A 26932-nucleotide genomic window follows, 5' to 3' on the forward strand; every position below is an offset into this window, starting at 1 on the left:
TGCTTGCACTCACTCGTGGGGCAGCCTTGGCTCAATCCATTGGCACGTTTCGTGCAATCGAACGCGACACGAAACGACGTTGCTTCTATCCTGCTTCCCGGACGGGAACGGACTGGCGCGACAACTGGCTAGCCAAGGGAGACCCTGACATGAAGCGTTCCGACCTCACCGAAAAATTGCTCGACATCAAGCGCGAGAAGGGCTGGAGCTGGAAGTACATCTGCGAGAAGATCGGCGGCTATTCGGAGGTGCTGATCGTCGGCGCCATTCTCGGCCAGATGAAACTGACGAAGCCGCAAGCGGCCAATGCCGGCGAGCTGTTCGGCCTGTCGAAGACGGAAGTCGCGATGCTGAACGAGACGCCGATGCGCGGACAGGGCGTGCCGATGCCGCCGACCGACCCGCTGATCTATCGCTTCTACGAGCTCGTGATGATCAACGGCCCGGCCTGGAAAGCGCTGATCGAAGAGGAGTTCGGCGACGGCATCATGTCGGCGATCGATTTTGACATGGTGATGGAGCGCCTGCCGAACCCGAAGGGCGACCGCGTCAAGATCACCATGAGCGGCAAATTCCTGCCCTACAAATACTACGGTGCGAGCGGCAACGTGCCGGAGTACGGCTTCAAAGAGGGCTGACCGAAGCGAAGGCCTCGCGCAGCTCCTTGATCGGCGCCATCTCGCGAACAAAGGTGAAGGAGCCGTTCTCCTTCATCTCGCGTGCGCTCCGCAGGAACGCCGCCAGCGCATATCGCGACATGGCGCCGCCGACGCTGATGCGTTTGACGCCGGCTTCGGACAATTGCGCGAGCGTCAGCGTCGGATCGGCAAAGCCCATCACGAGGTTGAAGGGCTTGTTCACAGAAGCGATGACGGTCTTGATCGTGGCAAGGTCATGGACGCCCGGCGCGTAGAGGACGTCGGCGCCGGCAGCCTCGAACGCCTTCAGCCGCCGGATCGTGTCGTCGAGATCGTTGCGTCCGTGCAGAAGGTTCTCCGCGCGTGCCGTCAGCGTGAACGGGATAGACAGCGAGCGCGCCATCTCGACGGCCGCCTGCACGCGCTCGACTGCGAGCGAGAAGTCGTAGATCGGCCGCTCGCCGTCTCCGGTGGAGTCCTCGATCGAGCCGCCGACCGCGCCGGCCTCGGCGGCGCGCCGGATCGCTTCCGCCGCGCGCGTGGGATCATGCGCGCCGCAGTTTTCCAGGTCGACGCTGACCGGCAGGTCGGTGGCTGTCGCGATCGCGCGGCAATTGTCTAGGATGGCGTCGAGGCTGACCGTCGAAGTTCCCTGCAGGTTGGCAAGACCGAGGCTCGTGGTCGCGAGCGCCTCGAAGCCGGCCGCAGCGAGCAGTTTCGCGGTGCCGGCGTCGTAAGGGTTGGGAATGATGAAGGCGCCGGGGCGCTCGTGTAGGGCGCGAAACGCCTTCGCTTTCTCCAACTGGCTCGTCATGGCTCGTCTCCGCTTGACCTCGTCTGCTCGAGCCACCCTTAGGGGCATTCTCGTCATCCGCCAAATTTGTTATTTCTTTTTAGATCATCAGTTTTTTGCATGAGCTCCGCGATGGACAGCGACGCCCTCAACACCTTCCTGGCCGTTCACCGCAAGGGCGGGATCTCGAATGCCGCGAAATTCCTGCATCGTTCGCAGCCAGCGATTTCGCGACGTATCACACTGTTGGAGCAGGAACTCGGCGTGCCGCTGTTCGAGCGGGTGGCGGGCCGCACGAGGCTCAGCGACGCCGGGCGCGTGCTGATCCCCTATGCCGAGCGCGCGGTCGCGGCGGCGCAGGATGCCGAACAGGCGATACGCGCGCTGACTAGGCAGAATTCGGGGCCGGTTGCGCTGGCCGTGACCGGTACGCTTGCCGACGGCCGCCTGTCGGCCATCATGAAGCGATTTGCCAAGGAAAATCCCGATGTCACGCTTGCCTTGCGGACGGCGACCAGCGCGGAAGTGAGCGATCTCATCCGGCGCGGCGAGGCCACGATCGGCCTGCGCTACAACACCGATCGCGCCGGCGACCTCGCGTGCGAGCTGGTGCTCACCGAGGCGCTGCAGGTCGTCTGCGCGCCCGATCATCCGCTTGCGGGAAAGCGCGTGAAGCGCCTTGCCGAGCTTCGTGGCGAACGCTGGATCGCGTTCCCGGAGACGCGTGGGCGCCGCGAGATCGCGGCGGCTCACGTGTTCGCGCTGTTTCTCACGCAAGGGCTGGGCGAGGTGGAGTGGACCGCGGTGGACAGCCTCACTGCGCAGAAGCGGCTTGTGGAGTCCGGCTTCGGCCTTGCGCTATTGGCGCGAAGCCATGTGGCGGAGGAGCTGCGTGCAGGTTCGATCGCGACGATCGCGGTCGGCGATCTTGGCATGGAGCAGGATATCGTTCTTGTGACACGTAGCGGCGGCTTCCTGAGCGCGGCCGCTCAACGCCTGTTGGACACGATTCGCCGCGATTATGGCGCGCTCGATGTAGCGACCAAAAGGGGCGTCAAGAAGGGGTCGCCAGCGCGCAAGGTCATTGCACGCCGGCGCCGGGCCTGAACAGATTATTTCCCCGCCTTCACCTCCGCGGCCGCCACCGCGGTGAGCTCGTTCATCTTGGCGCGAATCGCCAGTTCGGTGATGGCGACATTCTTGGCGGCGAAATCTGTCACGACCTTGCGCAGCACGTCGCCGTCGCCGGCTTCCTCGAAGTCGGCAGCGACCACCTCCTTGGCGTAGGCCGTTGCCGCATCCCCGGTAATGCCCAGCTTTTCCGCCGCCCACAGGCCGAGCAGGCGGTTGCGGCGTGCCTCGGCCTTGAATTTCTGCTCCTCATCAAGGGCGAATTTCTTCTCGAAACCTTCCTCGCGCTTGTTGAACTCGCTCATGCCTCTTCCAATTCCCTGCTGAATCGACCTCCGGGCCCTCGTTGCGGGCGGCCCTTCGCTTGCCTAGATAGAGGGCACGAATCGGCAAAACAACGAGCCGTTAAGCCGCAGGCAAGACGGTATAAGTTGGCGCCAAACGGGCCGGATCGATTGTGCTGGGACAGCCAATCGGATAGGTTGCCTAAAGGCTTGGTTCCTGTTCTGTTTCCATGGGTTCCAGGCCGTTCACGGCAGCTCCGCTGTGGGTCCTAATCCTTGTCAACCGGAGCACACCAAATTCATGGATTTCAACAAAACACGGTACATCCCCATGAGCCGTCGGCGTCGCATTTATGAAGGCAAGGCGAAGGTCCTCTACGAAGGTCCGGAGCCGGGCACCCTGATCCAGCACTTCAAGGATGACGCCACCGCGTTCAATGCAAAAAAGCATCAGGTGATCGAGGGCAAGGGCGTCCTCAACAACCGGATCTCGGAGTACCTGTTTCAGCACCTCAACGACATCGGGGTGCCGACCCATTTCATCCGCCGCCTCAACATGCGCGAGCAGCTCATTCGCGAGGTCGAAATCGTGCCGCTGGAAGTGGTGGTGCGCAACGTCGCCGCCGGCTCGCTGTCGCAGCGGCTCGGCATCGAGGAGGGCACGCAGCTCCCGCGCTCGATCATCGAGTTCTACTACAAGAACGATCAGCTCAACGACCCCATGGTGTCGGAAGAGCACATCACTGCCTTCGGCTGGGCGACGCCGCAGGAGATCGACGACATCATGGCGCTCGCCATCCGCGTCAACGACTTCCTCACCGGCCTCTTCCTGGGCATCGGCATCCGCCTCGTCGACTTCAAGATGGAGTGCGGGCGGCTGTTCGAGAACGAAATGATGCGGATCATCGTCGCCGACGAGATCTCGCCGGATTCGTGCCGGCTCTGGGACATCAAGTCGAATGAGAAGCTCGACAAGGACCGCTTCCGCAGGGATCTCGGTGGGCTGCTCGAGGCCTACACTGAAGTGGCAAAGCGCCTCGGCATCCTCATGGAGAACGAGCGGCCGGCGGGCTCCGGCCCGGTGCTGGTGAAGAGCTAAAGAGGGAATTTTGACGTGAAGGCACGTGTTACCGTTACCTTGAAGACGGGCATCCTCGATCCGCAAGGCAAGGCCATCGAAGGCGCGCTGAAGTCGCTCGGCGTCGACGGCGTCGCCAGCGTGCGCCAGGGCAAGGTGTTCGACATCGAGCTCGCCGGCGCCGACAAGGCCAAGGCCGAAGTCGTGCTGAAAGAGGCCGCCGACAAGCTGCTCGCCAACACCGTGATCGAGAATTACCGCGTCGAGATCGTGTAGCTCTCGGAGCGCCGGCCGGGTGTCACAGCCAGCCGGCGCGGCGGAAGCGCACATAGAGCGCGGCGCATGAGATCGCCATCACGCTCAGCAGCACGTAATAGCCGTACTCCCATTGCAACTCCGGCATGTTCTTGAAGTTCATGCCGTAGATGCCGGCAAGCGCGGTCGGGATGGCGAGGATCGCAAGCCACGAGGCGAGCTTCTTCGAGACCGCGGTCTCCTGCGCCTGGCCGACCAGCAGGCTCGCTTCGAACGCGAAGGCCAGCACCTCGCGCATGGAATCGATGCGCTCCTGGATGTTGCGGACGTGGTCGGTGACGTCGCGGAAAAGCGGCTGCATGGTCGGGCGCACCATCGAAAGCTCATCATGCTCCAGCCGCCGGCACACCTCGACCAGCGGCCCGATTGCGTTGCGCAGTCGCAACAAGTCGCGACGCAGCATGTAGAGCCGCTCGATCTGCTCCTTGGTGATCGCGTGCGACAGCACGTAGTCCTCGATCTCCTCGACCTCCTCGTGAATGCTCTCGAGCACGGGCGAGTAGTTGTCGACGATGAAATCGAGGATCGCATAGAGGATGTAATCCTCGCCGCGGGCGAGCGCCCGCGGGCAGCTCTCACAGCGTTCGCGCACGGTCGTATAAGAGGTCGAGGCGCCGTGACGGACGGTGACGAGATAGCCGTCGCCGATGAAAATGTGGGTCTCGCCGAACGCGATCCGGCCCTCGGCCAGTTGCGCCGTTCGCGCCACGATGAACAGCGCCTCGCCATACTGCTCGATCTTCGGCCGCTGATGGGCGTGGTTGGCGTCCTCGATTGCGAGCTCATGCAGGTCGAACTGCTTCTGCACGGCGGTAAGCAGCGCCATGTCGGGCTCGTGCAGTCCGATCCAGACGACATGACCGGGCTTTGCCCGCCAGCTCGAGGCCTCGCTGATGGCGATATTGGCGACGCGCCGCCCGTCGACATAGGCACCGGCGGCGACGACGCCGTCGGCGGAAACCGGCTCGGCAGGAGATATCGGGCGTGGCGGGACATTCATGGCTTTCATCCCGGCAAATCGTTCGGCCAAATGGCAGGCTATGGCCTGTGCACAACGCTCTCCGGCGAGGCTAGCACTGGTAAAATCCGCGTCAAATGGTTATGTCTCCTGGCGAATTGGCCCCCGCGCCAGCCCGATTCCAATCCTCGCCCGGAACTTAAAACCATGAAAGCCGCCGTCCTCGTCTTTCCCGGAATCAACCGCGAGCGCGACATGGCGCGGGCGCTGAAGCTGATCTCCGGACACGCGCCCGCGATGGTCTGGCACGCCGAGACCTCGCTGCCGGCCGGAACGGATCTCGTCGTCGTGCCCGGCGGTTTCTCCTACGGCGACTATTTACGTTGTGGCGCCATCGCGGCGCGTGCGCCGGTAATGGATGCGGTGCGCGACTACGCGGACAAGGGCGGCCTCGTGCTCGGCGTCTGCAACGGTTTCCAGATCCTCTGCGAGTCCGGCCTGCTGCCGGGTGTCTTGATGCGCAATGCGCGGCTGAAATTCATCTGCCATGACGTGCATCTGCGCGTCGAGCGTTCCGACACGCCGTTCACGCGCGGCTACAATGCCGGCCAGGTGATCCGCGTGCCGGTCGCCCATGGCGAGGGCAATTACGAAGCGGATGAAGAGACCATCAAGCGCCTCGAAGGCGAGGGCCGGGTGCTCTATCGCTACTGCTCCGCCGACGGCGTGGTCGACGAGGCCCACAACATCAACGGCGCGGCGCATTCCATCGCCGGCATCGTCAACGACAAGGGCAACGTGCTCGGCATGATGCCCCACCCGGAGAACCACGTCGAAGAGATCATGGGCTGCACCGACGGGCGCGGCCTGTTTGCAGGGCTCGTCCAGCACCTGGAAAAGGCCGCGTGATTGCATTCGTGTTGAAGCGGCTCTCGGCCGCGATTGTGGTCGCTCTGCTTGCGAGCGCGGCGCTCGCGCAGGATTTTCCCAAGCGTCCGATCACGATGATCGTGCCGTTCGCGGCCGGCGGCACGTCGGACGTGATCGCGCGCACGGTCGCCGAGCAGATGAGCATCGCGCTCGGCCAGACCATCGTGATCGAGAACGTCGCCGGTGCCGGCGGCTCGACCGCACTGGCGCGCGCCTCGCGTGCCGAGCCAGACGGCTACACGATTGCGATCGGCAATGCCGGCACGAACGCCGCGACCTACACGATCTATCCAAAGCTGCCGTTCACGCCGGACTCCTTCGTGCCGATCGCGATGGTGGCGAAGACGTTCGGCATCATCGCCCTGCGCAAGGATTTTCCGGCGAAGGACGTGAAGGAGTTCATCGCCTACGCCAAGGCCAATCCCGGCAAGATCAATCTCGGCCATGCCGGCGTCGGTTCTTCGAACTACCTGATCTGCAAGAGCTTCGTGACGGCGGCCGGGATCGACGCGACGCTCGTCGGCTATCGTGGTGCGGCGCCCGCGCTCACCGACGCGGTCGGCAGCCAGATCGACGGCGTCTGCGATGCCGCCGCCTCCGTCTCGCAGTCGATCAACGAAAAGCTGGTGAACGGCCTCGTGGTCGGCTCCACCGTGCGCCTCGCCACGCTGCCCGATCTGCCCACTTCGGCCGAAGCGGGCCTGCCCGAATTCGAAGCACAAGGCTGGAATGGCCTGTTCGCGCCCAAGGGCACGCCGCCGGCCGTGATCGCCAAGCTGAATGCCGCCGCGCGCACGGCGGTGGAGACCGACGCGGTGAAGAAGCGCTTTGCCGATCTGTCGACCGTTGCGCCAGACGCGGACGAGCACGCGCCGCAGGTGCTCCAGCAACTCGTGACGCGTGACGTCGAGAAGTACCGTAAAATGCTGGCGGACGACGCCAAGCAATAGCGTTCTGCGCTATCGCAGCTTCAGCCGCTCGGCCGGCACCGTCATGGCGGCCACGCCTGCCATGACCAGCAGCAGTCCGAGCGCGAGGTTGGACGGCACGCTTTCGCCGAGCAGCACCACCGACAGCGCAACGCCGATCGGAATGCGCAAATAGCCCTGCGCATTCGTCGTCAGCGTGCCGAGCCGGCTGAGGCACATATAGAACAGCATCAGTCCCAGGGCGCTGGAGACGATCCCCATGACGATGGTGGCTGCGATCGCCTGCGGCGTCGGATGCAGCGTCCACGGCTGGTCGATGACGAGCGAGGGCGGCAGCAGCACGAGGCCGCCGAACAGGAGCGAGCCGGCTGCCACCACCATGGGATCGTAGTCGGACAGCCGCAGGCCGAAGATCGTCGCGCAGGCGAAGGAGATGGTGGCGAGCAGGATCGCGATCTCCGCCACGATCTCGCTGCCGAAGCCACGCAGCGCGTCAAGCCCGACGATAGCGACGGTGCCGACGAGGCCAAGGATCGCGCCTAGGAGCTTCAGGAGGGTTGCCGGCTCGTGCCGCGTGATCAGCGAGATGATCAGGAAGGCAAAGATCGGCGTCGTCGAGGCCAGCACCACCGTGTTCGAGGCCGGCACATATTGCTGCGACCAGGTGATGATCAGGAACGGGAAAGTCGAGTTGATCAATTGCTGGGTCGCGAACAGCTTCCAGGCCTTGGCGTCCGTGGGAATCCGGACGCCGCGCATCCGCAGGATGGCGAACAGGAACGCGGCGGCGATCAGCGAGCGCACCGAAATGAAGGTGATCGGTGGGATCGTATCGAGCGCGAGCTTGGCCAGCGGATAGGTGGAGCTCCAGCAGCAGGCCAGCGCCAGCAGCAGCGCATAATCGCGCCAGCCGCGCGCGGCACCTGCTGCAATGGTCGGTAAAGGCGTTGGCGCGGCGCGACCCGTCCTCGATGTGCTCTGCGGCACCTTTTGCTTGCTCCCCGGCGCGACAGCGCCTCGCGAAGTCTGGGCGAGGGCGCACCGAAAGGGAAGCCGTCGAGCTATGCGTTTGGCCGAGGTAGCGGCTTCCGCTTCACCCGCTTGATCGTGCCGGAGAAGGTGAACAGCGGCCGTCCGCCCGATGTCAGCTTGCCGCGCAGGAAGATCAGCGAGCCGCCGGCGCGGGACACTTCCCCGGTGCATTCGATCAGCTCGCCCTCGCGGGCCGCGTCGAGGAAGTCGCAGGCGAAATTGGTGGTCACGGCCGGCCCATCCAGCTCGTGTGTGGCGATCGCAAACAGGCAATAGTCGGCGAAGGCCATGAAGCATCCGCCATGGACGTTCCCAGCGCCATTGAGGTGCTTCTTCTCGACCCGGAAGGCGCAGCGGACGCCGCCGTCCTCCTCGACCTTGTGCCAGAACGGGCCGATGTGGCTCTCAAAACTGTCGCGAATCCAGGTCCTCCAGCCCGTGAATTCCCCTTCGGTCGCGATGTGCAGGTCGGGGCGGCGGGATAGGGGGGCTTTGGTGAGCTCGTGCAAGGAAATGGGGCCTTCAATTACGGGTCGTTTGCCCTTAAATCCGATCCGTGCGCGCGTTGCAATTCCTGTTCCTGCGGACCCCGGCTGCAAAACGTGGGACAGCGGGAAATTGCGTCATAAAGGGCTTTTCCCGGCCCCCCGATGTTCCTAAGAACGGCCAAACTCGCCGAAAGCCCCGAATCCATGTCGAAGAACGAACCCAAGATCACCCCCGAATTGATTGCCGCCCATGGGCTCAAGCCGGACGAGTATGAGCGCATCCTCAAGCTGATTGGGCGGGAGCCGACCTTTACCGAGCTCGGCATCTTCTCGGCGATGTGGAACGAGCACTGCTCGTACAAATCCTCGCGCATCCACCTACGAGGCTTGCCGACCAAGGCGCCCTGGGTGATCCAGGGGCCCGGCGAGAACGCCGGCGTGATCGACATCGGCGACGGCCAGGCGGTGGTCTTCAAGATGGAGAGCCACAACCACCCAAGCTACATCGAGCCCTACCAGGGCGCGACCACCGGCGTCGGCGGCATCCTGCGCGACGTCTTCACCATGGGTGCGCGGCCGATCGCCTGCCTCAATGCGCTGAGTTTTGGCGCGCCCGAACATGCCAAGACCCGACATCTCGTCTCCGGCGTCGTAGCTGGCGTCGGCGGCTACGGCAATTCGTTCGGCGTGCCGACCGTCGGCGGTCAGGTGCGCTTCCACACCCGCTATGACGGCAACATCCTCGTCAACGCGATGGCCGTCGGCCTCGCCGATGCCGATAAGATCTTCTACGCGGCCGCCTCCGGCGTGAACATGCCGATCGTCTATCTCGGCTCCAAGACCGGGCGCGACGGCATCCACGGCGCATCGATGGCCTCGGCCGAGTTCGATGAGAAGTCCGAGGAGAAGCGTCCCACCGTGCAGGTCGGCGATCCCTTCGCCGAGAAGCTTTTGCTCGAGGCCTGTCTCGAGATCATGGAAAAGGGCTGCGTCATCGCGATCCAGGACATGGGCGCGGCGGGATTGACCTGCTCGGCGGTCGAGATGGGCGCCAAGGGCGACCTCGGCGTCGACCTCGACCTCGACGCGGTGCCGACCCGCGAGACCGGCATGAGCGCCTACGAGATGATGCTCTCGGAGAGCCAGGAGCGCATGCTCATGGTGCTCAAGCCCGAGAAGGAGAAGGAAGCCGAGGCGATCTTCAAGAAGTGGGGGCTCGATTTCGCCGTGGTCGGCTACACCACGCCGAGCAAGCGTTTCGTGGTCAAGCACGGCGGCGATGTCATGGCCGATCTGCCGATCAAGGAGCTCGGCGACGAGGCGCCGGTCTACGACCGGCCGCATGTCGAGTCCGCAGCGCTACCGGTCGTGCACGCCCGCGACGTGCCAGCGCCGATGGGCACCGGCGCCGCGCTGGAGAAGCTGATCGGCACACCCGACCTGTGCAGCAAGCGCTGGGTCTGGGAGCAGTACGACCACGTCATTCTCGGCAACACCTTGCAGCGCCCCGGCGGCGATGCGGCCGTGGTGCGCGTGCAGGACGGGCCGAAGGGGCTCGCGCTGACCGTCGACGTCACGCCGCGCTATTGCGAGGCCGATCCGTTCGAGGGCGGCAAGCAGGCGGTGGCGGAAGCCTGGCGCAACATCACCGCCGTTGGCGGCAAGCCGCTCGCGATCACCGACAATCTCAATTTCGGCAATCCGGAGCGGCCCGAGATCATGGGCCAGTTCGTCGGCTGCCTGAAGGGCATCTCGGAAGCCTGCCGCGCGCTGGACTTCCCGGTCGTGTCCGGCAACGTCTCGCTCTACAACGAGACCAACGGCCGCGCGATCCTGCCGACACCCTCGATCGGCGGCGTCGGCCTGCTCGACGACTTCACCAAGTCCGCCTCGCTCGCCTTCAAGGCTGAGGGCGAGGCGATCCTGTTGATCGGCGAAACACATGGCTGGATCGGCCAATCGGTGTACCTGCGCGACATCTGCGGTCGCGAGGAGGGCGCACCACCGCCGGTCGATCTCGCTGCCGAGAAGCGCAATGGCGATTGTGTGCGTGGCATGATCCATGCGGGCACCGCGACCGCCGTGCACGACCTCTCCGATGGCGGCCTCCTGGTCGCGCTGGCAGAGATGGCGATGGCGAGCGGCATTGGTGCGCGCCTCCTGGCGGCGCCGACCGCGCTGATCCCGCAGGCCTATTGGTTCGGAGAGGACCAGGCGCGCTACATTGTCACCGTGCCGGAAGCGGAGGCCGGTCGCGTGCTCGCGAAAATGCGTGGCTGTGAAGTGCCCTGCGTGCGGATCGGCACCACCGGCGGCGATGCGATCGCGATCGCGGGCGAAGCGCCGGTTGCGATAGCCACGCTGCGCGCCTCGTTCGAGCGCTGGTTGCCGGAGTATATGAGCGGGAAGGCGGCGTAAGCCGCCGCCGCATTCTCAAGACCGTAATCCGGGACTGTTCCCAACGGCGAGAGACCCGGATTTCGCGGAGCCTGTCATCGTGCGGCGCTTTGCGCCGGACGCCTCACAGCACCCTCGTTGCCCCGGGGATCTGGCGCAAGGCGCGCGTCAGCGCCCAACTGAACGCGACTGTCAGCACGAATCCGATCGTCGCCTTGATGATCGCAGGCAGGTCATAGTCGAACAGCCAGTATTGCAGCCAAAGCGCGATCGGGTAGTGCACCAAAAACATGCCGTAGGCGTCCGCCTGCATCGGATCGAGTAGCTTGGCTGAGCCCGATTGTCTGAATCTCTGGAAAAGGGCCAGGATCAGAAACATGATAGCCACGCTGAAGACAGCGAAGCAGATGGCATAGAGCCCCTCATACCAGTTCGGCAGCGGCGACGGATTTCCCAGTATTTCGCGCTTGATGTAGATCAGCACCCAGAGCAGGCAATACGGAACGATCGCCAAGACCATCCAGTCCCAGCTAACCCTCGCCATCCGGCCGTCTGCCGCGAGCAGGCCGCGATCCATATTCGCGACGCCGATGCCGGCACCGAAAAAGAAGTAGCTCGCATAAAGCATCACGCGCCCGTGCTGCACCGAGAACGGCCCGAACTCGAACCAGCTACTTGGTCCATAATACATCAGCCCAGGAACATAGAACGCTGCGGTGACGGCAAGCATGACCGCGAAGAACATTTCGGGCCGACGGCGACCGTGCAGCGAGAGGCGGTTAATCGGATCGAGCAGGGTGGGTGACAGCCGATACAATATGCAGGCCACCACGTCGAAGCCGAGCAGGACCCAAAGGAACCAGATCGGTCCGCTCGGCCACGGGCCCTTCGTGACCATATTCCACCAGTATTCCGAAAAGCCGATCTCGGGATGGTGCCGGAGCGAGATGGCGTAATAGGCGAGCGGAATGACCGTGAACGCGCAGATCACGAACGGCAGGCCAAGCCGTAGCAGGCGATCTGCCAAATAGTTCAGCGGTCCCTTGCGGGCGATGCCCGACCACGCAAACAAGCCCGACAGGAAGAAGAACATCGCCATGAAGAAGCTGTCGGTGGCCAGCACGACCATGTCGAAGCCGAAGAAGAATTTCGGATCGGTGTGACCGAAGTAAGTATATGGGATCACCGCGTGATGCAGCAGCACCACCAGCGTCAGGAAGGTGCGGGCGCGATCGAGTGCCAGGTTGCGCGCCTTGCTCTTCGGCGCTGCGTCCGCCTCGACGCCGATCGTCGCAGACTGTGAGATCGTGATCATGGCCGCCCCGGTTTGCGTTCCTGCCCCGGTCCGACTGTGCCGCCGGGAACCGGATTCAGCAAGGGCAGTTTGCGCCATCGCCCCCGCGTCCCGACGGCCTCAGGAACCAGCGCGGTGTGGCGAAGTTAGGATTCACGAAAAGGTTGAGGCCGCCTGAAGCGGCCACCGACACGTCGGAGCTGGCGATGACCATCCTGAAATGGGCGCTGATCTTCCTGCTGATTTCGATCGTGGCCGGCGTACTCGGCTTCACCGGCATCTCGGCTGCCTCGGCCGACATCGCCCGCTTCCTGTTCTACATCTTCGTCGTGATCTTCCTGGTGCTGCTGATATTGGGTCTCACGATATTCAGGGCGTAGCGGGGCTGCTCCAGCATTCTCAGTCGTCATGCCCGGGCTTGTCCCGGGCATCCACGTGCTTTCGCGTCCGCGATGGCCAAGAAGGTGGATGGCCGGCACCCGGCTCCGCCGAGAGGCTTCGCCGGGCTACTCAGTATTGGGCCGGCGAAGCTTTAGCGAAGACGGCAAGCCCGGCCATGATGGCAGGCCTACGTGGATGTTACCCCACTTCCTCGATCTTCACCTTGTCCGGGTAGAAGGCGAGATGGCCGGAAATCTCGGTCATCGCGGGGTAGGGTGTCTCATAGGTCCAGATCGCGTTGTCGAGTGTCGTGCCGTCGGCCTTGACGCTGTAATAGCTCGCGTCGCCCTTATAGGGGCAGTGGGTAACGCGGTCGGTACGCTCGAGCAGCGCCATGTTGGTGTCCTCGCGCGGCACGTATTGCACGGCCGGATACTTGGCCTCCTTCAGCGTCAGGGCCTTGGCGGTATCCGCGATCACGATGTCGCCCGCCGTCACGCGGACGCGCCGGGGGTTCGGGGTGATGGTGATGGGGTGGTCGGGGCCTGGAAGCTTCATGATTTCACGCCTTTTCGATCAATCTGCCGCGCGCGGCACTTTGTCGTGCCTTTATCCTGGTCGGATCGCGGATATAGTGGCTGGGTGCGTGACCTTGAAGACCGTTCACGCTAAGTTTGGCCCTGCCGGGTAGGGGACCCCGGCAGTGATTCGAAGCCGAACGAGACCAGAAGGAGCGCGACTCGAATGCCAATGGACGCCCGCGATATCGAGGCGATGATCAAAGCAGCGATCCCCGATGCCGAGGTAACCATCCGTGATCTTGCCGGCGACGGCGACCACTATGCCGCGACCGTAATTTCGGAATCCTTCCGCGGTAAGTCCCGCGTCCAGCAGCACCAAATCGTCTATCAGTCGCTGCGTGGCCAGATGGGCGGCGTGCTGCACGCGCTGGCGCTGCAGACCGGAGTGCCCGGGACCTGATTTAATCGCGGGACCGGGGGACGAAAATGGCTGCGGAGAATCCTCGCGGCGCGATGTTTCGTGTCATCGTCCCGAACCAGCACAGCCGCGTGACCTATGCCGAGCTGTTCTTCGATCTCGTCTTCGTCTTCGCGGTTACGCAGGTATCGCACACGCTGCTGCACCATTTCACCCCGCTGGGCGCGGTGCACGTCACGTTGCTGTTTCTCGCGGTGTGGTGGGTCTGGGTCTACACCACCTGGGTTACCAACTGGCTCAATCCCGAGCTGACGCCAGTCCGCATTCTGCTCTTCCTGATGATGCTCGGCGGCCTCGTGCTGTCGACGACGATCCCGACGGCGTTCGAGGGACGTGGACTGTGGTTTGCGATCGCCTATGCGAGCATGCAGGTCGGACGCACGGCATTCTGGCTGTTTGCAACCCCGCCGCATCGCACGCCGGTACGGCACAACGCCATCCGCATTCTGGTCTGGCTCTCCGCCTCCGCGATCTTCTGGATCCTAGGCGGCTTTGCGGATGGCGAGACCCGGCTATGGCTTTGGATCGTCGCGCTGACGATCGAATACGTTTCACCCGCGGCCCGCTTCTGGGTTCCGAAGCTTGGTCTCTCGTCGATCGAGGCCTGGGCCGTTGAAGGCGGTCACATGGCCGAACGCTGCGCCGGGTTCATCATCATCGCGCTCGGCGAAGCCATTGTCGTCAATGGCGCGACCTTCGCCGAGCTGGACTGGACCACAGAGAACATTCTCGCCTTCGTCTCTGCCCTCGTCGGCAGCGTCGCGATGTGGTGGATCTACTTCCACAAGGGCGCCGAGGCCGGCTCCGAGCTGATCTCGAAGACCGCCGAATCCGGCCGGCTGGCACGGCTCGCCTATACCTATCTGCACCTGCCGATCGTCGCCGGCATCATCCTGACCGCGGTCTCGGACGAGCTGGTGCTGAAACATCCGACCGGCCACTCCGACATCCGGATCATCGTGAGTACGATCGGCGGGCCGCTGGTGTTCCTGGTCGGCACGATCCTGTTCAAGCATTCCATCCGCGGCTTCCTCCAACTCTCGCACGGCATCGGCATCGTCCTGCTGCTCGTGCTGAGCTGGTTTGCAGCCGATCTCTCGCCGTTATGGCTGTCGATCGCGACGAGCGTGATCATGATCGTGGTCGCCGTGTGGGAGTCGGTATCGCTGGGGTCGACACCGGCAGAGGCCGAGGAGCATTGAACCGCCGGCTGGCGGATCGACAATATCCGCACCAGGGAACCTGGATATCCTGACGCAACGGCTGACGGCGGCTCGAACCGGCGCGTTCGGCCGGAAGTGTTTACTCGGTGGCCTCCAATGCGTGCACCGAGAACATCTTTGCCGCATCCGTCCAGGTCTCGCGCAACCGCCAGCCGGCGCCCCGCGCCAGCGCAGCGAAGCGCTCGAGGCTGTATTTGTAGCTGCTCTCGGTGTGGATGCTTTCACCCGGCCGGAACGAGAAGCTCGTTCCCAGCATGCGCACGGTCTGGCTCTTCTTGCTGATCAGATGCATCTCGATGCGGTGCCGCTCGCGATTGTAGATCGCGCGATGGGTGAAGCCGGACAGATCGAAATTGCCGCCGAGCTCGCGGTTGATCCGCACCAGCACATTGAGATTGAAGCGGGCGGTGACGCCGGCGGCATCGTTGTAGGCGTCGTAGAGCACCCGCTCGTCTTTCTCGAGGTCGGCGCCGATGATCATCAGCGCGCCCTGACCGAGGATCTCGCGCGCGCTTCTGAGAAAGGCCTGGGCTTCCTGCGGCTCGAAATTGCCGATGGTTGAACCCGGGAAAAACCCGACCTTGGGCATCGATGCGACCGCCCTGGGCAGCTCGAATGGCGTGGTGAAGTCCGCGGCCACCGGATAGATGCTGAGCGAAGCAAAGTCCCGCTTGAGGCCGCTCGCTTGCGCCTTAAGGAAGTCGCCGGAAATGTCGACCGGCACATAGGCGGCGAACTTGCAGTGCTTGAGCAGCAGGCGGACTTTTGTGGTCGCACCTGCGCCGAACTCGACCAGTGCGGCATGCTCCGGAATGATCTTCGCAATCTCGCTGCCGCGCTCCTTCAGGATCGCAAGCTCGGTGCGCGTCGGATAGTACTCCGGCAGGCGTGTGATCGCCTCGAACAATTCCGATCCCGCCGCGTCGTAGAAATATTTCGGCGACAGTTTTTTCGGCTGCCGCGATAGGTCCTCGATGGCCTCGCGGGCGAACGCGGTGGTCTGCTCGTCGGGAAGATGGGCCTCGGCCAAAGCGCTGGCGTGCACATTCATGATACTCTCCTGAACGCGCTGTCCGGCGCGCGGTTGTCGTCGGATGAGAACTCAGTCGTAGTCGGCGAGCCGCAATCCCGTGAATTGCCAACGGTGGTGGGGATAGAAGAAATTGCGATAAGTAATACGGCTGTGCCCGCTCGGGGTTGCAAGCGAGGAGCCGCGCAGCACGAACTGGTTGACCATGAACTTGCCGTTATACTCGCCAAGCGCCCCTTCGATCGCGCGATAGCCGGGGTAGGGCGAATATGAGCTGCGCGTCCATTGCCAGACGATGCCGAAGGCGTCGTTGAGCTGGCCGGCGCGGGCGGCGACCTCCCATTCCATCTCGGTCGGCAGATGCTTTCCGGCCCAGCGCGCGAATGCATCCGCCTCGTAGTAGCTGACGTGGCAGACGGGCGCGTCGGGATCGACCGGCTTAAGGCCGGCCAGCGTCATCATATGCCACGCGCCATCGACCTCGCGCCAATGACCCGGGGCGTCCCAGCCCTCGTTGTTCACGGCGGCAAAGCCATCCATGAGCCATAGCGTCGCGGTCCGATAGCCGCCGTCGCGCATGAAGGCGAGCCATTCGCCGTTGGTCACGAGATTGCGCGCGATCCTGACCGGACCGACGAGCGCACGGTGCGCGGGCTTCTCGTTGTCGAAATGGAAGCTGTCGCCGGCATGCCCGATGCTGTGGATGCCCTCGTTGAGCGTCAGCCACGCCTCGCCCGCCCGTGTTGCAGCCGGGAAGCGCCACTCTGCATCGTAGGCCGGTAGCACCGGATTCTGCGCAAACGCGTGCAGGATGTCGGTGAACATCAATTCCTGATGCTGTTGCTCATGATTGAGGCCGACCTCGAGCAGCGGCGCGATTGAGCGGAGCTTGTCCGCATCGGCCTCGCGGAAGAATTTCACCACCGCTTCATCGACATATTTGCGATATGCGGTGATCTGATCGGCGCTCGGGCGCGTGATGTCGCCGCGGCGATGCCGGGCGTGACGGGGGCCGGCGCTGACGTAATAAGAATTGAACAGGAACGCGAAGTCGCGATGAAACGGCCGGTAGTCGGGACAATGTTCGCCGAGCAAAAACTGCTCGAAAAACCACGTCGTATGCGCCCGGTGCCATTTCGCAGGACTCGCATCCGGCATGGACTGGATCTGCTGGTCCTCGGGCGAAAGCGGCGCGGCACGGCGCTCGGTCTCGCTGCGGACGGCGAGAAACGCCTCCTCCAGTGTCTGGGCGAGGCCGCCCGGCACGGACGATGGTGACGAAAGCGGTGGCGTGGTCGTGGCGGAGGCTTGTTTCGTCACGTGTTTCTCCAGACAGGACAAGAGAACGTTGGTGGCGTAGTCCGGTTCCAAAATTCAGGTTCGTCCTAGATAGGGCCTCCGTTACGGGATAAAAGTCCTCCCCGGCGATGATATTGGCGTCATCAGCCCATCGCCCCGCCGGGCTCCCGAGGGGGCGCCGGGAGCCTCGTCGCCGCCATTTTACTTTGGATGCACAATAGTTTGGGCTACATATATAGGCAGGATCGGGTTAAATCGGCGGAGCCGCCCGAAGCGATTGTTGAGGGCTCCGCCCCAGAAGGACATGGATATGAGCATCGAGGAATTCATCGACAGCGAAGTGAAGTCGAACGACGTGGTTCTGTTCATGAAGGGCACGCCGCAGTTTCCGCAGTGCGGTTTTTCCGGCCAGGTCGTCCAGATCCTCGATCATCTCGGGGTCGGCTATAAGGGTCTCAACGTTCTCGAATCCGCCGAGCTGCGCAACGGCATCAAAGTCTATTCGAACTGGCCGACCATCCCGCAGCTCTATGTGAAGGGCGAGTTCGTCGGCGGCTGTGACATCGTCCGCGAAATGTTTCAGGCCGGCGAGTTGCAGCAGCTCTTCTCGGACAAGGGCGTCGCGGTCAACGCCGCGGTCTGACGCATGCCGGAGCTGACGTGCCGGATTGGCGGCGCCCAGCTCGAGATCATTGTTGCCGACATCACAACGCTGAGCGTTGACGCCATCGTCAACGCGGCCAACACGTCGCTCCTCGGCGGGGGCGGCGTGGATGGAGCGATCCATCGGGCAGCCGGTCCCGAACTCGTCGCCGAATGCCGCATGCTCCATGGCTGCAAGACAGGCGACGCCAAGATCACCAAGGGTTATCGGCTCAAGGCCGCCCACGTGATCCACACGGTGGGACCGGTGTGGAACGATGGTACAAGCGGCGAGGACGATCTGCTCGCCTCCTGCTATCGTCGATCTCTGGCGCTGTGCCGGAAGCATGAGCTGACTTCGGTGGCGTTTCCCGCAATTTCGACCGGCGTCTACCGCTTCCCCGCCGACCGGGCCGCCGATATTGCCGTCCGCACCACGATCGAAGCGCTGCCGGGGGCGCCTTCCGTCACCCGCGTCGTGTTTTGCTGCTTCTCGGAGCCGAGCGCCGCCCTCCATGCCGAGGCACTCAATCGGCACAGCGGCTCTTGTGCCGACTGAGCCGGTCAGTACACTCCGCCGGACCATGTTCCGGGGAGGGGATATGACTTCATATTTTGGGCTGCGCGCGCTGCTTTGCGGCGCCTTGATATCTTTTGGCACAATATCGCTGGCGCAGGCGGAGGGGACTTACGAAGTTCCGGCCGGCGCGCATTTCAATCAGGACAAGCTCGCCAAGATCAGTGAGTTCTTCAAGAACGAGGTTGCCACCGGCAAGATCGCCGGCGCGACGGTGCTGATCCGCCAGCACGGCAAGCCGGTCTATCACGAGGCGTTCGGCGTACAGGACGTCATCAGCAAGGCGCCGATCACGGACAAGACGATTTTCCGCCTGTTCTCAATGACCAAGGCGATCACATCGGTGGTCGCGATGCGATTGATCGAGGACGGCAAGATCAAGCTCGACGATCCCGTCTCGAAATACGTCCCCTCGTTTGCCAATGTGAAGGTCGGCGTCGAGAAGAAGGCCGAGGACGGCAGTAGGTCGCTCGAGCTGGTGCCGCCCAACCGGCCGCTGACGGTGCGCGACCTGATGACGCACACCTCCGGCGTCACCTATGGCTTTTATGGCGACAGCTTGGTCCGCAAGGCCTATCGCGACGCCAATATCTATGCGGGCGATTTCGATCTTGCCGAGTTCGCCGAGCGCATCGCCAAGTTGCCGCTGCACAACCAGCCGGGCGCGCTCTGGCAGTATGGCCATTCCACCGACATCCTGGCGCGCGTCATGGAAGTCGCCACCGGCAAGTCACTGCTCGAGATCGAGCGGGAAAAGCTGCTCGATCCGCTCGGCATGGTCGATACCGGCTTCTTCGTCACCGATCCGGCGAAGCAGAAGCTTCTGGCGCAGCCTGTGCCGAACGACAGCGATTTCCGGGTCGGCCGGATCAACGATCCGACCGTGGTCAAGAAGTGGCAGTCCGCCAGCGGCGGTATGGTCTCGACCATGGCGGATTACGAACGCTTTGCGCAGATGCTGCTCAACGGCGGCAGCCTCGACGGCAAGACCATTCTCAAGCCGGAGACGTTCAAGCTGATGGTGACCGACCAAGTCGGCCCGAACTCGGGCGTCGATCGCGATTACTTCTACTTCCCCGGCGATGGCTTCGGCTTCGGGCTCGGGCTTGCGGTTCGCACCGATCCCGGCAACGCCAAGCCGCCACCGCCCGGCGATCTCGGCGAATTGAAGTGGGATGGCGCCTCCGGCTGCTATTTCGTGATCGACCCCAAGCAGGACATGTTCTTCGTCCTCTTGGAGCAGACCCCGACCGAGCGCCAGCGCGTGCAGCGGACACTGAAGCAGTTGGTTTATGAAGCGATGGAGAAGTGACATGTGCGGGCGCCGCGCGCTCATCGCGGCGCTCGTCCTACTGTTCGGTGCAATCGGTGCGCAGGCGGGCTCCGAGCGACGCGTTGCGCACAATTTCTCGCCCGAAGGGCTGGCAAAGGTCTCCGACTACATCAGGAACGAGATCGCGACCGGCAAGATTCCCGGCGCCATTCTGCTGCTGCAGCAGCACGGCAAGCCGATCTACTACGAGAATTTCGGCGTCCGTGATGTCGCGACCGAGATTTCGATGAGCGCGGACACGATCTTCCGTCTCTATTCGATGTCGAAGCCGATCACCTCCGTTATGGTGATGATGCTGGTCGAGGAGGGCAAGCTCGCGCTCGACGATCCCGTCTCGAAATACATTCCGGCCTTTGCCGGCATGAAGGTCGGCGTCGAGACCGAGGCCGAGGACGGCAAGACCGCGCTGGTATTGGAGCCGCTCAATCGTCCGATCACGATCAAGGATCTGCTGCGTCACACTTCCGGGCTGCCCTATGGCTATTATGGCGGCGGCGCGGTGCACCAGCTCTATGCAGAGGCCAACCTCTTCAACGGCGATCTCACCAATGCCGACTTCGTCGCGAAGATCGCCACGCTGCCACTGGCCGAGCAGCCGGGCACGGTGTGGGACTACGGCTATTCCACCGACGTGCTCGGTCGTGTCGTCGAGGTGATCTCGGGGAAAACGCTGCTGCAGTTCGAGAAGGAGCGGTTGCTCGATCCGCTCGGGATGAGCGAGACTGCATTCTACGTTGCCGATCCCGCCAAATTTTCGCGCATTGCCGAGCCGATGCCGGATGACCGCAACATCAATCCGACGACGCAGGTCCGCGACATCAGGCGACCGCTGAAATGGCAATCGGGCGGCGGCGGCATGGTCGGCACAGTCGGCGACTACGCCCGTTTCGCGCAGATGCTGCTGAATGGCGGCACCTATGAAGGTCGGCGCTATCTGAAGCCCGAGACCATCGCATTGATGGCGTCGGATCATATCGGGCCTGAGACAAGGATCGCGCGCGACCAGAACTATTATCCGGGCGCAACCAGCGGTTTCGGCTTCGGCTTTGCGGTGCGCACCTCGGTGCCGCCGACCACCTCGTGGCCGCTCGGCGAGTATCGCTGGGACGGCGTGGGCGGCACCTTCTTCTTCATCGATCCCGAGGACGACCTGTTCGGGATCTTCATGGTGCAGACCCCATCGCAGCGCGGCCGGATTCAACTGGCGCTGAAGACGCTGATCTATCAGGCCATGGGGCGCTGAGCGCTACGCGCCGCGTACGATCTCGCGGACGTGGCCGATCGTCTCCTCGATCTGGCTCGCGGTGACGTCGAGATGCGTGCAGGCGCGGATGCGCCCATCCATCATCGCGAGCATCACGCCGCGCTGGCGTAACGCCGCAATCATCTTGTCGCCGGGAATGCCGGCGCCGTCCGGCTTGAAGAACACAAGGTTGGTCTCGGGCTCCTGCACGTCGATGCCTGCGATCTGCGACAGCCCGCGTGCCAGCGCGCGTGCATTGGCATGGTCGTCGGCAAGCCGCTCGACGTGATGGTCGAGCGCGTAGATGCAGGCGGCCGCACAGATGCCGGCCTGTCGCATCGAGCCGCCGAGGCGCTGCTTCCACTGCCAGACCGCGTCGATGAAGGCGCGCGAACCCGCGAGCGCGCCGCCGATCGGTGCGCCGAGGCCCTTGGAGAAGTCGATCCAGGCCGAGTCCCAGCCGGCGGTCATGTCGCGCGCGGAGATGCCGGTCGCGACCGTGGCGTTCAGGAGGCGCGCACCGTCCATGTGGGTGGCGAGGCCGTTTGCTTTCGCGATGGCGACGATCTCGTCCAGCGCCGCTTTCTTCCAGATCGTGCCGCCGCCGATATTGGCGGTCTGCTCGACGCTGACGATCGTCTGCGAGGGCTGGTAGCGGGTGCGCGGATGGAGCGCCTTGCGGAACGTCTCCGGCGTGAACTGGCCGTCGGGGCCCTTTAGTTGCGTAACCTGGAAGCCGCCGAGCGCGGCGTGGGCGCCGCCCTCGCGGGCGATGATATGCGCGGTCTCATGCGCGAGGATCTCGTCGCCGGGACGGCAGTGCACCAGCGTTGCCGTGACGTTGCACATCGTGCCCGACGGCATGAACACCGCGGCCTCCTTGCCTAGGAGATCGGCGACGCGTTCGCACAGCGCGTTCACGGTCGGATCATCGCCGACCTGCTCGTCGCCGACTTCGGCGCGCGCGATCGCCTCGCGCATGGCAGCGGTCGGCCGCGTCTGCGTGTCCGAGAGCAGGTTGACGCGCACCGGCGGCGCCTTGGGATCGACGGGGGGAGGGGTGTAGAGCATGGGGCGCCTCCTGACGGCGGGACGGCCACTGAGGTGGCTCTTAAGCAAAAAGGCCCCGGCGAACCGGGGCCTTTCGAATTTCGTTATTAGCGCGAATAGAATTCGACGACCAGATGGGGCTCCATCTGCACCGGGAACGGTACGTCGGAGAGGCCGGGGATGCGCGCGTATTTTGCGGTCATCTTACCGTGGTCGACTTCGAGATAGTCGGGCACGTCGCGCTCGGCGAGCTGGCTCGCCTCCAGCACGTGGGCGAGCTGCTTGGAGGCTTCCTTGACCTCGATCACGTCGCCGACCTTGAGCTGGTAGCTCGAGATGTTGACCTTGCGGCCGTTCACCTTGATGTGGCCGTGGTTGATGAACTGACGCGCGGCGAAGATCGTGGAGACGAACTTGGCGCGGTAGACGACCGCATCGAGACGGCGCTCGAGCAGGCCGATCAGGTTCTCGCCGGTGTCACCCTTGAGGCGGCTCGCCTCGACATAGATGCCGTGGAACTGGCGCTCGGAGATGTTGGCGTAGTAGCCCTTCAGCTTCTGCTTGGCGCGGAGCTGCACGCCGAAGTCGGAGAGCTTGCCCTTGCGGCGCTGGCCATGCTGGCCGGGGCCGTATTCGCGGCGGTTCACGGGGCTCTTCGGGCGGCCCCAGATGTTCTGGCCCATACGGCGATCGATCTTGTACTTCGCCTCACTGCGCTTAGTCATCGCGTCCTCTTAGGGTTCATGATTTGAGGAGACGCGCCCTCCTGTGTGACGGGCTAGCCCGGCACCGACAGGTCCAATCCCCAAAGCTTGGAAAGGAACAGGACCACGGGTCGCGAAACGCTTCGCGGGCCGAAATCGGCCCGCGAGCAGGGGGGCTTTTAGGGGAGTTTGGGCTGTCCTGTCAACGCGAATAGCCCGCCGCCGTCACGTCCTGACTGCCCGGACCGGCTTCGGCTCGGCCGCTGGCCGGGTCCCCCGTAATTCGGCAGCAATTTCAGTGTTCAGGACCTGTTCCAGCTTGGTCAGGACCCGGGCGATCGGGGCGGCATCGGTCACCCGGTGGTCCCAGCGGATCACGACATGGATGGTCTGGTCGCGCCCGACCACCCCATAGCTGACGATGAAGGGGCCGGGCGTGATGGCCTGGAGCTCGCCGCCGCCATAGGCGGCGACCGAGGTCACGGAGAAGCTGCCGAACCAGTTGCCCCGCTGGCGGCCGAAATTCAGCCCCACCGCCCAGGACAGCCGTCGCAGCGGCAGCGGCAGGCGGGTCGCCCGCATGATCTTGCGGAACATCGGCACATCCTGGATCGGCGCCGCCTTGGCATGCCTGATCTGGGCATCGATCTCGGCGAGCGGCAGGGCCTCCGGGGCCGCGACCCGCTGCGGCAGCACGCATTCCTCGCCGTCCTCGGTCCGCGCGATCGCAATCAGCGCCACGCTCTTGGGCAGCTCGTAAAGCGCCGGCCGGGGCCATTTGGCGTAGACCGTGCGCAGGATCGGCTCGTCCCGGGCAACGAGGGCGAAGGCCTTGACGAACATCGCGGCCCAACCGGCTGGCGCCAGCGCGGTGGCGCGCGCCTCGAGCAAGGGACGGATCTGAAGCGGTCGGGACAGGGAAACGAATGGCACGCTCATCGAGGCGCGCATGAGGTCGCAAATCAGACGGCGTGGCAGCGAAATGTGCTTTGGTGTACCGCGCATCGTTCTCCGGTTCCCGCGGATTGAAATGGGGTGCGGCGAGGGGCTCCCGCTCGCCGTCTGCACTAGCACGAACCAACCGGCTGGGGGCCGGTGTCGGTTCGGCCCATCATGGGGCTGGCGTCGCCAGCGGCTTGGTCTTGTCGACGATGTAGATCCCAAGGACTTTCAATGACTTGTCGCCATGGGTCTTGGCGTCATGCACGACGCCGGCCGGGATCTGGTAGGAATCGCCGGCTTTCAGATGCTTGTCCGGCTGACCCTCGATGACGAGGTCGGCCTCGCCCTCCAATACATAGCCCGTCTCGATCCCGGGATGAGTGTGGCGGCCGGCGGCGCCGCCCGGGGGCACTTCGGCGACGGCGGTCACCGTCGTGTAGCCTTCCGGAAAGTCGATCTTCTGGAGCGGGGTGCGCTTGATACCGGATTGCTGGGCGAAGGCCGAAAAAGCGAGGCCTGCGAAGGTCAGAGCGAGCAAAGTCTTCTTGATCATGAAAGTTCCTCCCTGGAGCGGCAGACCCTAGCAGCGCGGCCGTTCCCGGCAAGGCCAGCCCGCCCATTCAGCGCTTGATCCCTTCGAACGCGGCCATGATGCCACGCTGGAACAGCGACCAGTCGAAGCCGAGCGCGATGGCGCGGTAGCCGCGGTCGATCAGCCGGTTAGCCTGCTCGGCGGTGCGCGCGACGCCGCCGATCGGCACGCCACTTCTGAGGATGCCGGCCTCGGCGCGGGCGATCAGCTCGAGCAGCTCCGGATCATCCATCTGCCCGCGCTTGTTGATGGAGGTCGCGAGATCGCCGGGGCCGATCACAGCGACGTCGATGCCGGGCGTGGCCATGATCTCGTCGATGCGGTTGACCGCGTCGACATGCTCGATGGTGATCATGCAGATCATCTCGTCGTCGGCGCCGGCCATGTAATCCGGCATCGACTGGCCCCAGCGGAACGGCGCGTGGAAGGGGCCCCAGAGCCGGTCGCCGCGCGGCGGGTAGCGCACACTGCGCACCGCTTTCTCGGCATCTTCGCGGTTGGTGATCATCGGAAAATTGATGCCGAAGGCGCCGATGTCCATCGGCGCCTTTGCAAGCCACGGCTCGTTGGCCGCGATCCGCACCAGCGGCGTGCAGGGCGTCCCCGTGGTGGCGGCGATCATCGCGTGGGCTTCCGACAGACCGATCGGTCCGTGCTCGAGATCGACGATGATCCAGTCGAGCGAGCGCGCCATGATCTGCACGGTCTGCACGCTCGGGATCGTCGCGATCGCGCCGAAGGCGGGACGGCCCTCGCGCCAAAGCTGGCGGAGACGGTTGAGCGGCGTTGATGGGACCGACATGGGAAACCTGCGGCGGGATGACGACGGCAGAGGCTAGCAGCCCGCCGCGTGGGCCGAAAGTCGGCTCTAAAGCGCGCCGCGCTTTAAAGCCTTAGTTTTGTTGGAGCATGATCTGGTCGGAAAACCGCTGCACACTTTTCCGGATCATACTCTAAGCCGGCACGCGGCCGCCGAAGAACGGTGTCAGCGTGGGCCCAAGCCCATGCGCGCGGTTCGAGGTGAAGATCATCTCGGCGCCGGTCTGGACGAGATCGGCAGCTTTCGGCCCCAGCAGATCCGAGACGCGGCGGGCGATCGCAGGCGCCGGATCGATCCAGTCGACCGGCCAGGGCGCAAGCTTCTTCAATCGTTCGAGCAGCAGCGGATAGTGCGTGCAGGCGAGCACGACCGTGTCGGTGCGCGCAGTCGCGTCCTCGGGGTCACCGACGAAGCAGGGTTTCAGTTCGGCGAGGATGTCGCCGTCGCTGATCGGCTTGCCGCCAAGCGCGGCTTCGGCGAGCGAGGCGAGCTCGGGCGAGCCGACCAGCGTCACCTCGCAGCCTTGCGCGAAGTCGCGGATCAGCGCGCGCGTATATTCGCGCTTCACCGTGCCCTTGGTGCCGAGCACCGAGACGCGGCGGGTCTTCGACTGCGCGCAGGCCGGTTTGATCGCCGGCACCGTACCGACGAAGGGCACGGAATAAGCGGCGCGTAGCTGCGATAGGACCAGGGTGGAAGCCGTGTTGCAGGCGATGACGATGAGGTCAGGATCGTGCGTGCCAATCAGTTCCCCCATCAGCGGCACCACGCGGGCGACGATCTCGTCCTCGCTGTGGTGGCCGTAGGGAAAGAAGGCATCGTCGGCGACATAAACGTAATGCGCGTCGGGGCGCGCGGCCACGACCTCGCGCAACACCGTGAGCCCGCCAAGGCCGGAATCGAACACCAGGATGGTCGGAATATCGGTCACGTCGCTAGCTTAGCCCTCGCATGGTTACCATTCGGTTTTTGGGGCGCTTTTGCGGCCAAGCCGCCAGAATATTGATTTGGAACAATTCCAATTCGTAACTGCCGTCCTATCCCGCTATCAGGAAGCCGTGCTGCGGTGCGGGCGGCGACGACATACCCGCAAATTCCGGGGAAGCTGACATGATCAGAAATACGAATGCCGGCTGGGGCAGCGTCGCCCGATGGCTGCACTGGATCTTGGCGCTGGCGATCATCGGAATGATCGGCTTCGGCTGGTGGATGAACCACATCCCGGCGCGCCCCGACCGGTTCTTTTACCGTTCGATCCACGCCGACATCGGCTATGTGATCCTGCTGCTCACATTCATCCGCCTGGTCTGGCGCGCCATCAACCCCACGCCGGCGCTGCCGGCCGAGACCTCGCGCTGGCAGAAGATCGTCGCCCACGTCAGCCATGGCGCGCTCTATCTCGTCGTCATTCTGGTCGCGATGCTGGGCTGGGCGCATTCCGGTGCGCGTTCGCCCGACTACTCTGACTTCTTCGGCCTGTTTCACGTGCCGCAATTCACCTCTCCCGACCGCGCGGCAGCAGGCGCCTATGAGGACCGTCACATCTTCTTTGCCTATGTGCTGCTTGCGCTGATCGCGTTTCACCTGGTCGCCGCCCTCTGGCACCAGTTCATCCGCCGCGACCGTGTTGTGGCGCGGATGGTGACGGGCGAGGCCGAGGCGGGGTAGGGGCGTTTTCGCGAGGGCGTTGCGAGTGCTGTAGCCCCATACGCCGCTGTCGTGCCCCGGCTTGGCCGGGGCATCCAGTACGCCGCGGTTGCTCCGTATCCTCGCGCCGCCTCTGGAATACTGGATCGCCCGCCCCAGTGCGCAATTGCGCACAAGGCGGGC

General features: G+C 64.1%; 30 protein-coding genes. 15 read left to right on the plus strand and 15 right to left on the minus strand.

The window, feature by feature from the left end; genetic code table 11:
• The first annotated feature begins 149 nt into the window (after nt 1-149).
• Nucleotides 150-638, plus strand: a complete 489-nt coding sequence (gene cynS / locus MTX21_RS00370) for a cyanase (RefSeq protein ID WP_280969980.1) — start codon at nt 150-152, stop codon at nt 636-638.
• Here cynS and MTX21_RS00375 read toward each other — a convergent pair.
• On the minus strand, nt 625-1452 hold the full coding sequence (locus MTX21_RS00375) for an isocitrate lyase/phosphoenolpyruvate mutase family protein (RefSeq protein WP_280969981.1): 828 nt from the start codon (nt 1450-1452) through the stop codon (nt 625-627). The two genes, cynS and MTX21_RS00375, sit on opposite strands and share 14 nt — an antisense overlap.
• Before the next feature lie 111 nt (nt 1453-1563).
• Here MTX21_RS00375 and MTX21_RS00380 point away from each other — a divergent pair, with 111 nt between their 5' ends.
• Nucleotides 1564-2538: a LysR family transcriptional regulator gene (locus tag MTX21_RS00380; RefSeq protein ID WP_280969982.1), complete on the plus strand. Its 975-nt coding sequence runs from the start codon at nt 1564-1566 to the stop codon at nt 2536-2538.
• Between the two features lie 5 nt (nt 2539-2543).
• On the opposite strand, the gene MTX21_RS00385 is transcribed toward MTX21_RS00380, so the two are convergent.
• A complete protein-coding gene (locus MTX21_RS00385) occupies nt 2544-2867 on the minus strand; it encodes a DUF1476 domain-containing protein (RefSeq protein ID WP_280969983.1) in 324 nt (107 codons plus the stop codon).
• Nucleotides 2868-3177: 310 nt separating this feature from the next.
• On the opposite strand from MTX21_RS00385, the gene purC reads away from it, so the two are divergent.
• Both purC and purS read left to right on the plus strand, forming a co-directional pair.
• Nucleotides 3178-3945, plus strand: coding sequence for a phosphoribosylaminoimidazolesuccinocarboxamide synthase (gene purC, locus MTX21_RS00390; protein WP_008974302.1), 768 nt, complete (start codon nt 3178-3180; stop codon nt 3943-3945).
• 15 nt (nt 3946-3960) lie between these two features.
• A complete protein-coding gene (gene purS, locus MTX21_RS00395; protein WP_280969984.1) occupies nt 3961-4200 on the plus strand; it encodes a phosphoribosylformylglycinamidine synthase subunit PurS in 240 nt (79 codons plus the stop codon).
• 22 nt (nt 4201-4222) lie between these two features.
• Here purS and corA read toward each other — a convergent pair whose 3' ends face one another.
• Complete coding sequence (gene corA, locus MTX21_RS00400) at nt 4223-5239, minus strand: magnesium/cobalt transporter CorA (RefSeq protein ID WP_280969985.1); 1017 nt, start codon at nt 5237-5239, stop codon at nt 4223-4225.
• A gap of 165 nt (nt 5240-5404) precedes the next feature.
• On the opposite strand from corA, the gene purQ reads away from it, so the two are divergent.
• Together purQ and MTX21_RS00410 are read left to right on the plus strand one after the other, a co-directional pair.
• Nucleotides 5405-6106 carry a phosphoribosylformylglycinamidine synthase subunit PurQ gene (gene purQ, locus MTX21_RS00405; RefSeq protein ID WP_280969987.1) on the plus strand — a complete coding sequence of 234 codons (702 nt, stop codon included), beginning with the start codon at nt 5405-5407 and terminating at the stop codon, nt 6104-6106.
• On the plus strand, nt 6103-7077 hold the full coding sequence (locus MTX21_RS00410) for a tripartite tricarboxylate transporter substrate binding protein BugD (RefSeq protein ID WP_280969988.1): 975 nt from the start codon (nt 6103-6105) through the stop codon (nt 7075-7077). The genes purQ and MTX21_RS00410 overlap by 4 nt, the downstream gene beginning before the upstream one ends.
• Before the next feature lie 9 nt (nt 7078-7086).
• On the opposite strand, the gene MTX21_RS00415 is transcribed toward MTX21_RS00410, so the two are convergent.
• On the minus strand, nt 7087-8043 hold the full coding sequence (locus MTX21_RS00415; RefSeq protein ID WP_280969989.1) for a DMT family transporter: 957 nt from the start codon (nt 8041-8043) through the stop codon (nt 7087-7089).
• A 74-nt stretch (nt 8044-8117) separates the two neighbouring features.
• On the minus strand, nt 8118-8597 hold the full coding sequence (locus MTX21_RS00420) for a PaaI family thioesterase (RefSeq protein ID WP_280969990.1): 480 nt from the start codon (nt 8595-8597) through the stop codon (nt 8118-8120).
• Between the two features lie 183 nt (nt 8598-8780).
• On the opposite strand from MTX21_RS00420, the gene purL reads away from it, so the two are divergent.
• Complete coding sequence (purL, locus tag MTX21_RS00425) at nt 8781-10994, plus strand: phosphoribosylformylglycinamidine synthase subunit PurL (RefSeq protein ID WP_280969991.1); 2214 nt, start codon at nt 8781-8783, stop codon at nt 10992-10994.
• Nucleotides 10995-11097: 103 nt separating this feature from the next.
• Here purL and MTX21_RS00430 read toward each other — a convergent pair whose 3' ends face one another.
• On the minus strand, nt 11098-12288 hold the full coding sequence (locus tag MTX21_RS00430; protein ID WP_280969992.1) for an acyltransferase: 1191 nt from the start codon (nt 12286-12288) through the stop codon (nt 11098-11100).
• A gap of 185 nt (nt 12289-12473) precedes the next feature.
• Here MTX21_RS00430 and MTX21_RS00435 point away from each other — a divergent pair, with 185 nt between their 5' ends.
• On the plus strand, nt 12474-12647 hold the full coding sequence (locus MTX21_RS00435; protein ID WP_027534540.1) for a DUF1328 domain-containing protein: 174 nt from the start codon (nt 12474-12476) through the stop codon (nt 12645-12647).
• 199 nt (nt 12648-12846) lie between these two features.
• Here the strand turns inward: MTX21_RS00435 and MTX21_RS00440 are convergent, their stop codons facing one another.
• A complete protein-coding gene (locus MTX21_RS00440) occupies nt 12847-13206 on the minus strand; it encodes a DUF427 domain-containing protein (protein WP_280969993.1) in 360 nt (119 codons plus the stop codon).
• Nucleotides 13207-13392: 186 nt separating this feature from the next.
• On the opposite strand from MTX21_RS00440, the gene MTX21_RS00445 reads away from it, so the two are divergent.
• Together MTX21_RS00445 and MTX21_RS00450 are read left to right on the plus strand one after the other, a co-directional pair.
• Entirely contained in the window at nt 13393-13629 is a 237-nt protein-coding gene (locus tag MTX21_RS00445; RefSeq protein ID WP_027552574.1) for a BolA family transcriptional regulator, read from the plus strand.
• Nucleotides 13630-13655: 26 nt separating this feature from the next.
• A complete protein-coding gene (locus tag MTX21_RS00450) occupies nt 13656-14849 on the plus strand; it encodes a low temperature requirement protein A (protein WP_280969994.1) in 1194 nt (397 codons plus the stop codon).
• Nucleotides 14850-14949: 100 nt separating this feature from the next.
• Here MTX21_RS00450 and egtD read toward each other — a convergent pair whose 3' ends face one another.
• Together egtD and egtB are read right to left on the minus strand one after the other, a co-directional pair.
• The gene (egtD, locus tag MTX21_RS00455; RefSeq protein ID WP_280969995.1) at nt 14950-15921 is read right to left on the minus strand and encodes an L-histidine N(alpha)-methyltransferase; all 972 of its coding nucleotides are present in this window, start codon (nt 15919-15921) and stop codon (nt 14950-14952) included.
• A 51-nt stretch (nt 15922-15972) separates the two neighbouring features.
• Entirely contained in the window at nt 15973-17271 is a 1299-nt protein-coding gene (gene egtB / locus MTX21_RS00460; RefSeq protein ID WP_280969996.1) for an ergothioneine biosynthesis protein EgtB, read from the minus strand.
• Nucleotides 17272-17509: 238 nt separating this feature from the next.
• On the opposite strand from egtB, the gene grxD reads away from it, so the two are divergent.
• Genes grxD through MTX21_RS00480 form a run of 4 tightly spaced genes read left to right on the plus strand, consistent with a single transcriptional unit; the run spans nt 17510 to nt 20994 of the window.
• Nucleotides 17510-17842, plus strand: coding sequence for a Grx4 family monothiol glutaredoxin (gene grxD, locus MTX21_RS00465; RefSeq protein ID WP_280969997.1), 333 nt, complete (start codon nt 17510-17512; stop codon nt 17840-17842).
• A gap of 3 nt (nt 17843-17845) precedes the next feature.
• Nucleotides 17846-18400 carry an O-acetyl-ADP-ribose deacetylase gene (locus MTX21_RS00470; protein ID WP_280969998.1) on the plus strand — a complete coding sequence of 185 codons (555 nt, stop codon included), beginning with the start codon at nt 17846-17848 and terminating at the stop codon, nt 18398-18400.
• A gap of 43 nt (nt 18401-18443) precedes the next feature.
• Complete coding sequence (locus tag MTX21_RS00475) at nt 18444-19730, plus strand: serine hydrolase domain-containing protein (protein ID WP_280969999.1); 1287 nt, start codon at nt 18444-18446, stop codon at nt 19728-19730.
• 1 nt (nt 19731) lies between these two features.
• Nucleotides 19732-20994, plus strand: coding sequence for a serine hydrolase domain-containing protein (locus MTX21_RS00480; protein ID WP_280970000.1), 1263 nt, complete (start codon nt 19732-19734; stop codon nt 20992-20994).
• Between the two features lie 3 nt (nt 20995-20997).
• On the opposite strand, the gene MTX21_RS00485 is transcribed toward MTX21_RS00480, so the two are convergent.
• From MTX21_RS00485 to murI, 6 genes are all read right to left on the minus strand, one after another.
• On the minus strand, nt 20998-22065 hold the full coding sequence (locus tag MTX21_RS00485) for a threonine aldolase family protein (protein WP_280970001.1): 1068 nt from the start codon (nt 22063-22065) through the stop codon (nt 20998-21000).
• Nucleotides 22066-22151: 86 nt separating this feature from the next.
• Entirely contained in the window at nt 22152-22769 is a 618-nt protein-coding gene (gene rpsD / locus MTX21_RS00490; protein WP_212407322.1) for a 30S ribosomal protein S4, read from the minus strand.
• 204 nt (nt 22770-22973) lie between these two features.
• Nucleotides 22974-23753 carry an acyltransferase gene (locus MTX21_RS00495; RefSeq protein ID WP_280970002.1) on the minus strand — a complete coding sequence of 260 codons (780 nt, stop codon included), beginning with the start codon at nt 23751-23753 and terminating at the stop codon, nt 22974-22976.
• 106 nt (nt 23754-23859) lie between these two features.
• Nucleotides 23860-24243 carry a cupin domain-containing protein gene (locus tag MTX21_RS00500; RefSeq protein ID WP_280970003.1) on the minus strand — a complete coding sequence of 128 codons (384 nt, stop codon included), beginning with the start codon at nt 24241-24243 and terminating at the stop codon, nt 23860-23862.
• Nucleotides 24244-24310: 67 nt separating this feature from the next.
• Nucleotides 24311-25084, minus strand: a complete 774-nt coding sequence (locus MTX21_RS00505; protein ID WP_280970004.1) for an aldolase/citrate lyase family protein — start codon at nt 25082-25084, stop codon at nt 24311-24313.
• Between the two features lie 151 nt (nt 25085-25235).
• Nucleotides 25236-26033 carry a glutamate racemase gene (murI, locus tag MTX21_RS00510; protein ID WP_280970005.1) on the minus strand — a complete coding sequence of 266 codons (798 nt, stop codon included), beginning with the start codon at nt 26031-26033 and terminating at the stop codon, nt 25236-25238.
• A 179-nt stretch (nt 26034-26212) separates the two neighbouring features.
• On the opposite strand from murI, the gene MTX21_RS00515 reads away from it, so the two are divergent.
• On the plus strand, nt 26213-26770 hold the full coding sequence (locus MTX21_RS00515; protein WP_280970006.1) for a cytochrome b: 558 nt from the start codon (nt 26213-26215) through the stop codon (nt 26768-26770).
• The last annotated feature ends 162 nt before the right edge of the window (nt 26771-26932 follow it).

This window comes from Bradyrhizobium sp. ISRA430 (genome assembly GCF_029909975.1).
Lineage (GTDB): Bacteria > Pseudomonadota > Alphaproteobacteria > Rhizobiales > Xanthobacteraceae > Bradyrhizobium.

Excerpts from the sequence above, each read along its gene's own strand:
- MTX21_RS00500 (WP_280970003.1), bottom strand. The coding sequence starts at position 24,243 with ATGATCAAGAAGACTTTGCTCGCTCTGACCTTCGCAGGCCTCGCTTTT.
- purC (WP_008974302.1), top strand. The coding sequence starts at position 3,178 with ATGAGCCGTCGGCGTCGCATTTATGAAGGCAAGGCGAAGGTCCTCTAC.
- egtD (WP_280969995.1), bottom strand. The coding sequence starts at position 15,921 with ATGAATGTGCACGCCAGCGCTTTGGCCGAGGCCCATCTTCCCGACGAG.
- rpsD (WP_212407322.1), bottom strand. The coding sequence starts at position 22,769 with ATGACTAAGCGCAGTGAGGCGAAGTACAAGATCGATCGCCGTATGGGC.
- MTX21_RS00475 (WP_280969999.1), top strand. The coding sequence starts at position 18,444 with ATGACTTCATATTTTGGGCTGCGCGCGCTGCTTTGCGGCGCCTTGATA.
- MTX21_RS00485 (WP_280970001.1), bottom strand. The coding sequence starts at position 22,065 with ATGCTCTACACCCCTCCCCCCGTCGATCCCAAGGCGCCGCCGGTGCGC.
- MTX21_RS00375 (WP_280969981.1), bottom strand. The coding sequence starts at position 1,452 with ATGACGAGCCAGTTGGAGAAAGCGAAGGCGTTTCGCGCCCTACACGAG.
- MTX21_RS00430 (WP_280969992.1), bottom strand. The coding sequence starts at position 12,288 with ATGATCACGATCTCACAGTCTGCGACGATCGGCGTCGAGGCGGACGCA.
- MTX21_RS00380 (WP_280969982.1), top strand. The coding sequence starts at position 1,564 with ATGGACAGCGACGCCCTCAACACCTTCCTGGCCGTTCACCGCAAGGGC.
- MTX21_RS00480 (WP_280970000.1), top strand. The coding sequence starts at position 19,732 with ATGTGCGGGCGCCGCGCGCTCATCGCGGCGCTCGTCCTACTGTTCGGT.
- corA (WP_280969985.1), bottom strand. The coding sequence starts at position 5,239 with ATGAATGTCCCGCCACGCCCGATATCTCCTGCCGAGCCGGTTTCCGCC.
- purQ (WP_280969987.1), top strand. The coding sequence starts at position 5,405 with ATGAAAGCCGCCGTCCTCGTCTTTCCCGGAATCAACCGCGAGCGCGAC.
- purL (WP_280969991.1), top strand. The coding sequence starts at position 8,781 with ATGTCGAAGAACGAACCCAAGATCACCCCCGAATTGATTGCCGCCCAT.
- MTX21_RS00440 (WP_280969993.1), bottom strand. The coding sequence starts at position 13,206 with ATGAAGCTTCCAGGCCCCGACCACCCCATCACCATCACCCCGAACCCC.
- MTX21_RS00385 (WP_280969983.1), bottom strand. The coding sequence starts at position 2,867 with ATGAGCGAGTTCAACAAGCGCGAGGAAGGTTTCGAGAAGAAATTCGCC.
- MTX21_RS00470 (WP_280969998.1), top strand. The coding sequence starts at position 17,846 with ATGCCGGAGCTGACGTGCCGGATTGGCGGCGCCCAGCTCGAGATCATT.
- MTX21_RS00435 (WP_027534540.1), top strand. The coding sequence starts at position 12,474 with ATGACCATCCTGAAATGGGCGCTGATCTTCCTGCTGATTTCGATCGTG.
- MTX21_RS00445 (WP_027552574.1), top strand. The coding sequence starts at position 13,393 with ATGCCAATGGACGCCCGCGATATCGAGGCGATGATCAAAGCAGCGATC.
- MTX21_RS00505 (WP_280970004.1), bottom strand. The coding sequence starts at position 25,084 with ATGTCGGTCCCATCAACGCCGCTCAACCGTCTCCGCCAGCTTTGGCGC.
- MTX21_RS00495 (WP_280970002.1), bottom strand. The coding sequence starts at position 23,753 with ATGCGCGGTACACCAAAGCACATTTCGCTGCCACGCCGTCTGATTTGC.
- MTX21_RS00515 (WP_280970006.1), top strand. The coding sequence starts at position 26,213 with ATGATCAGAAATACGAATGCCGGCTGGGGCAGCGTCGCCCGATGGCTG.
- cynS (WP_280969980.1), top strand. The coding sequence starts at position 150 with ATGAAGCGTTCCGACCTCACCGAAAAATTGCTCGACATCAAGCGCGAG.
- MTX21_RS00450 (WP_280969994.1), top strand. The coding sequence starts at position 13,656 with ATGGCTGCGGAGAATCCTCGCGGCGCGATGTTTCGTGTCATCGTCCCG.
- grxD (WP_280969997.1), top strand. The coding sequence starts at position 17,510 with ATGAGCATCGAGGAATTCATCGACAGCGAAGTGAAGTCGAACGACGTG.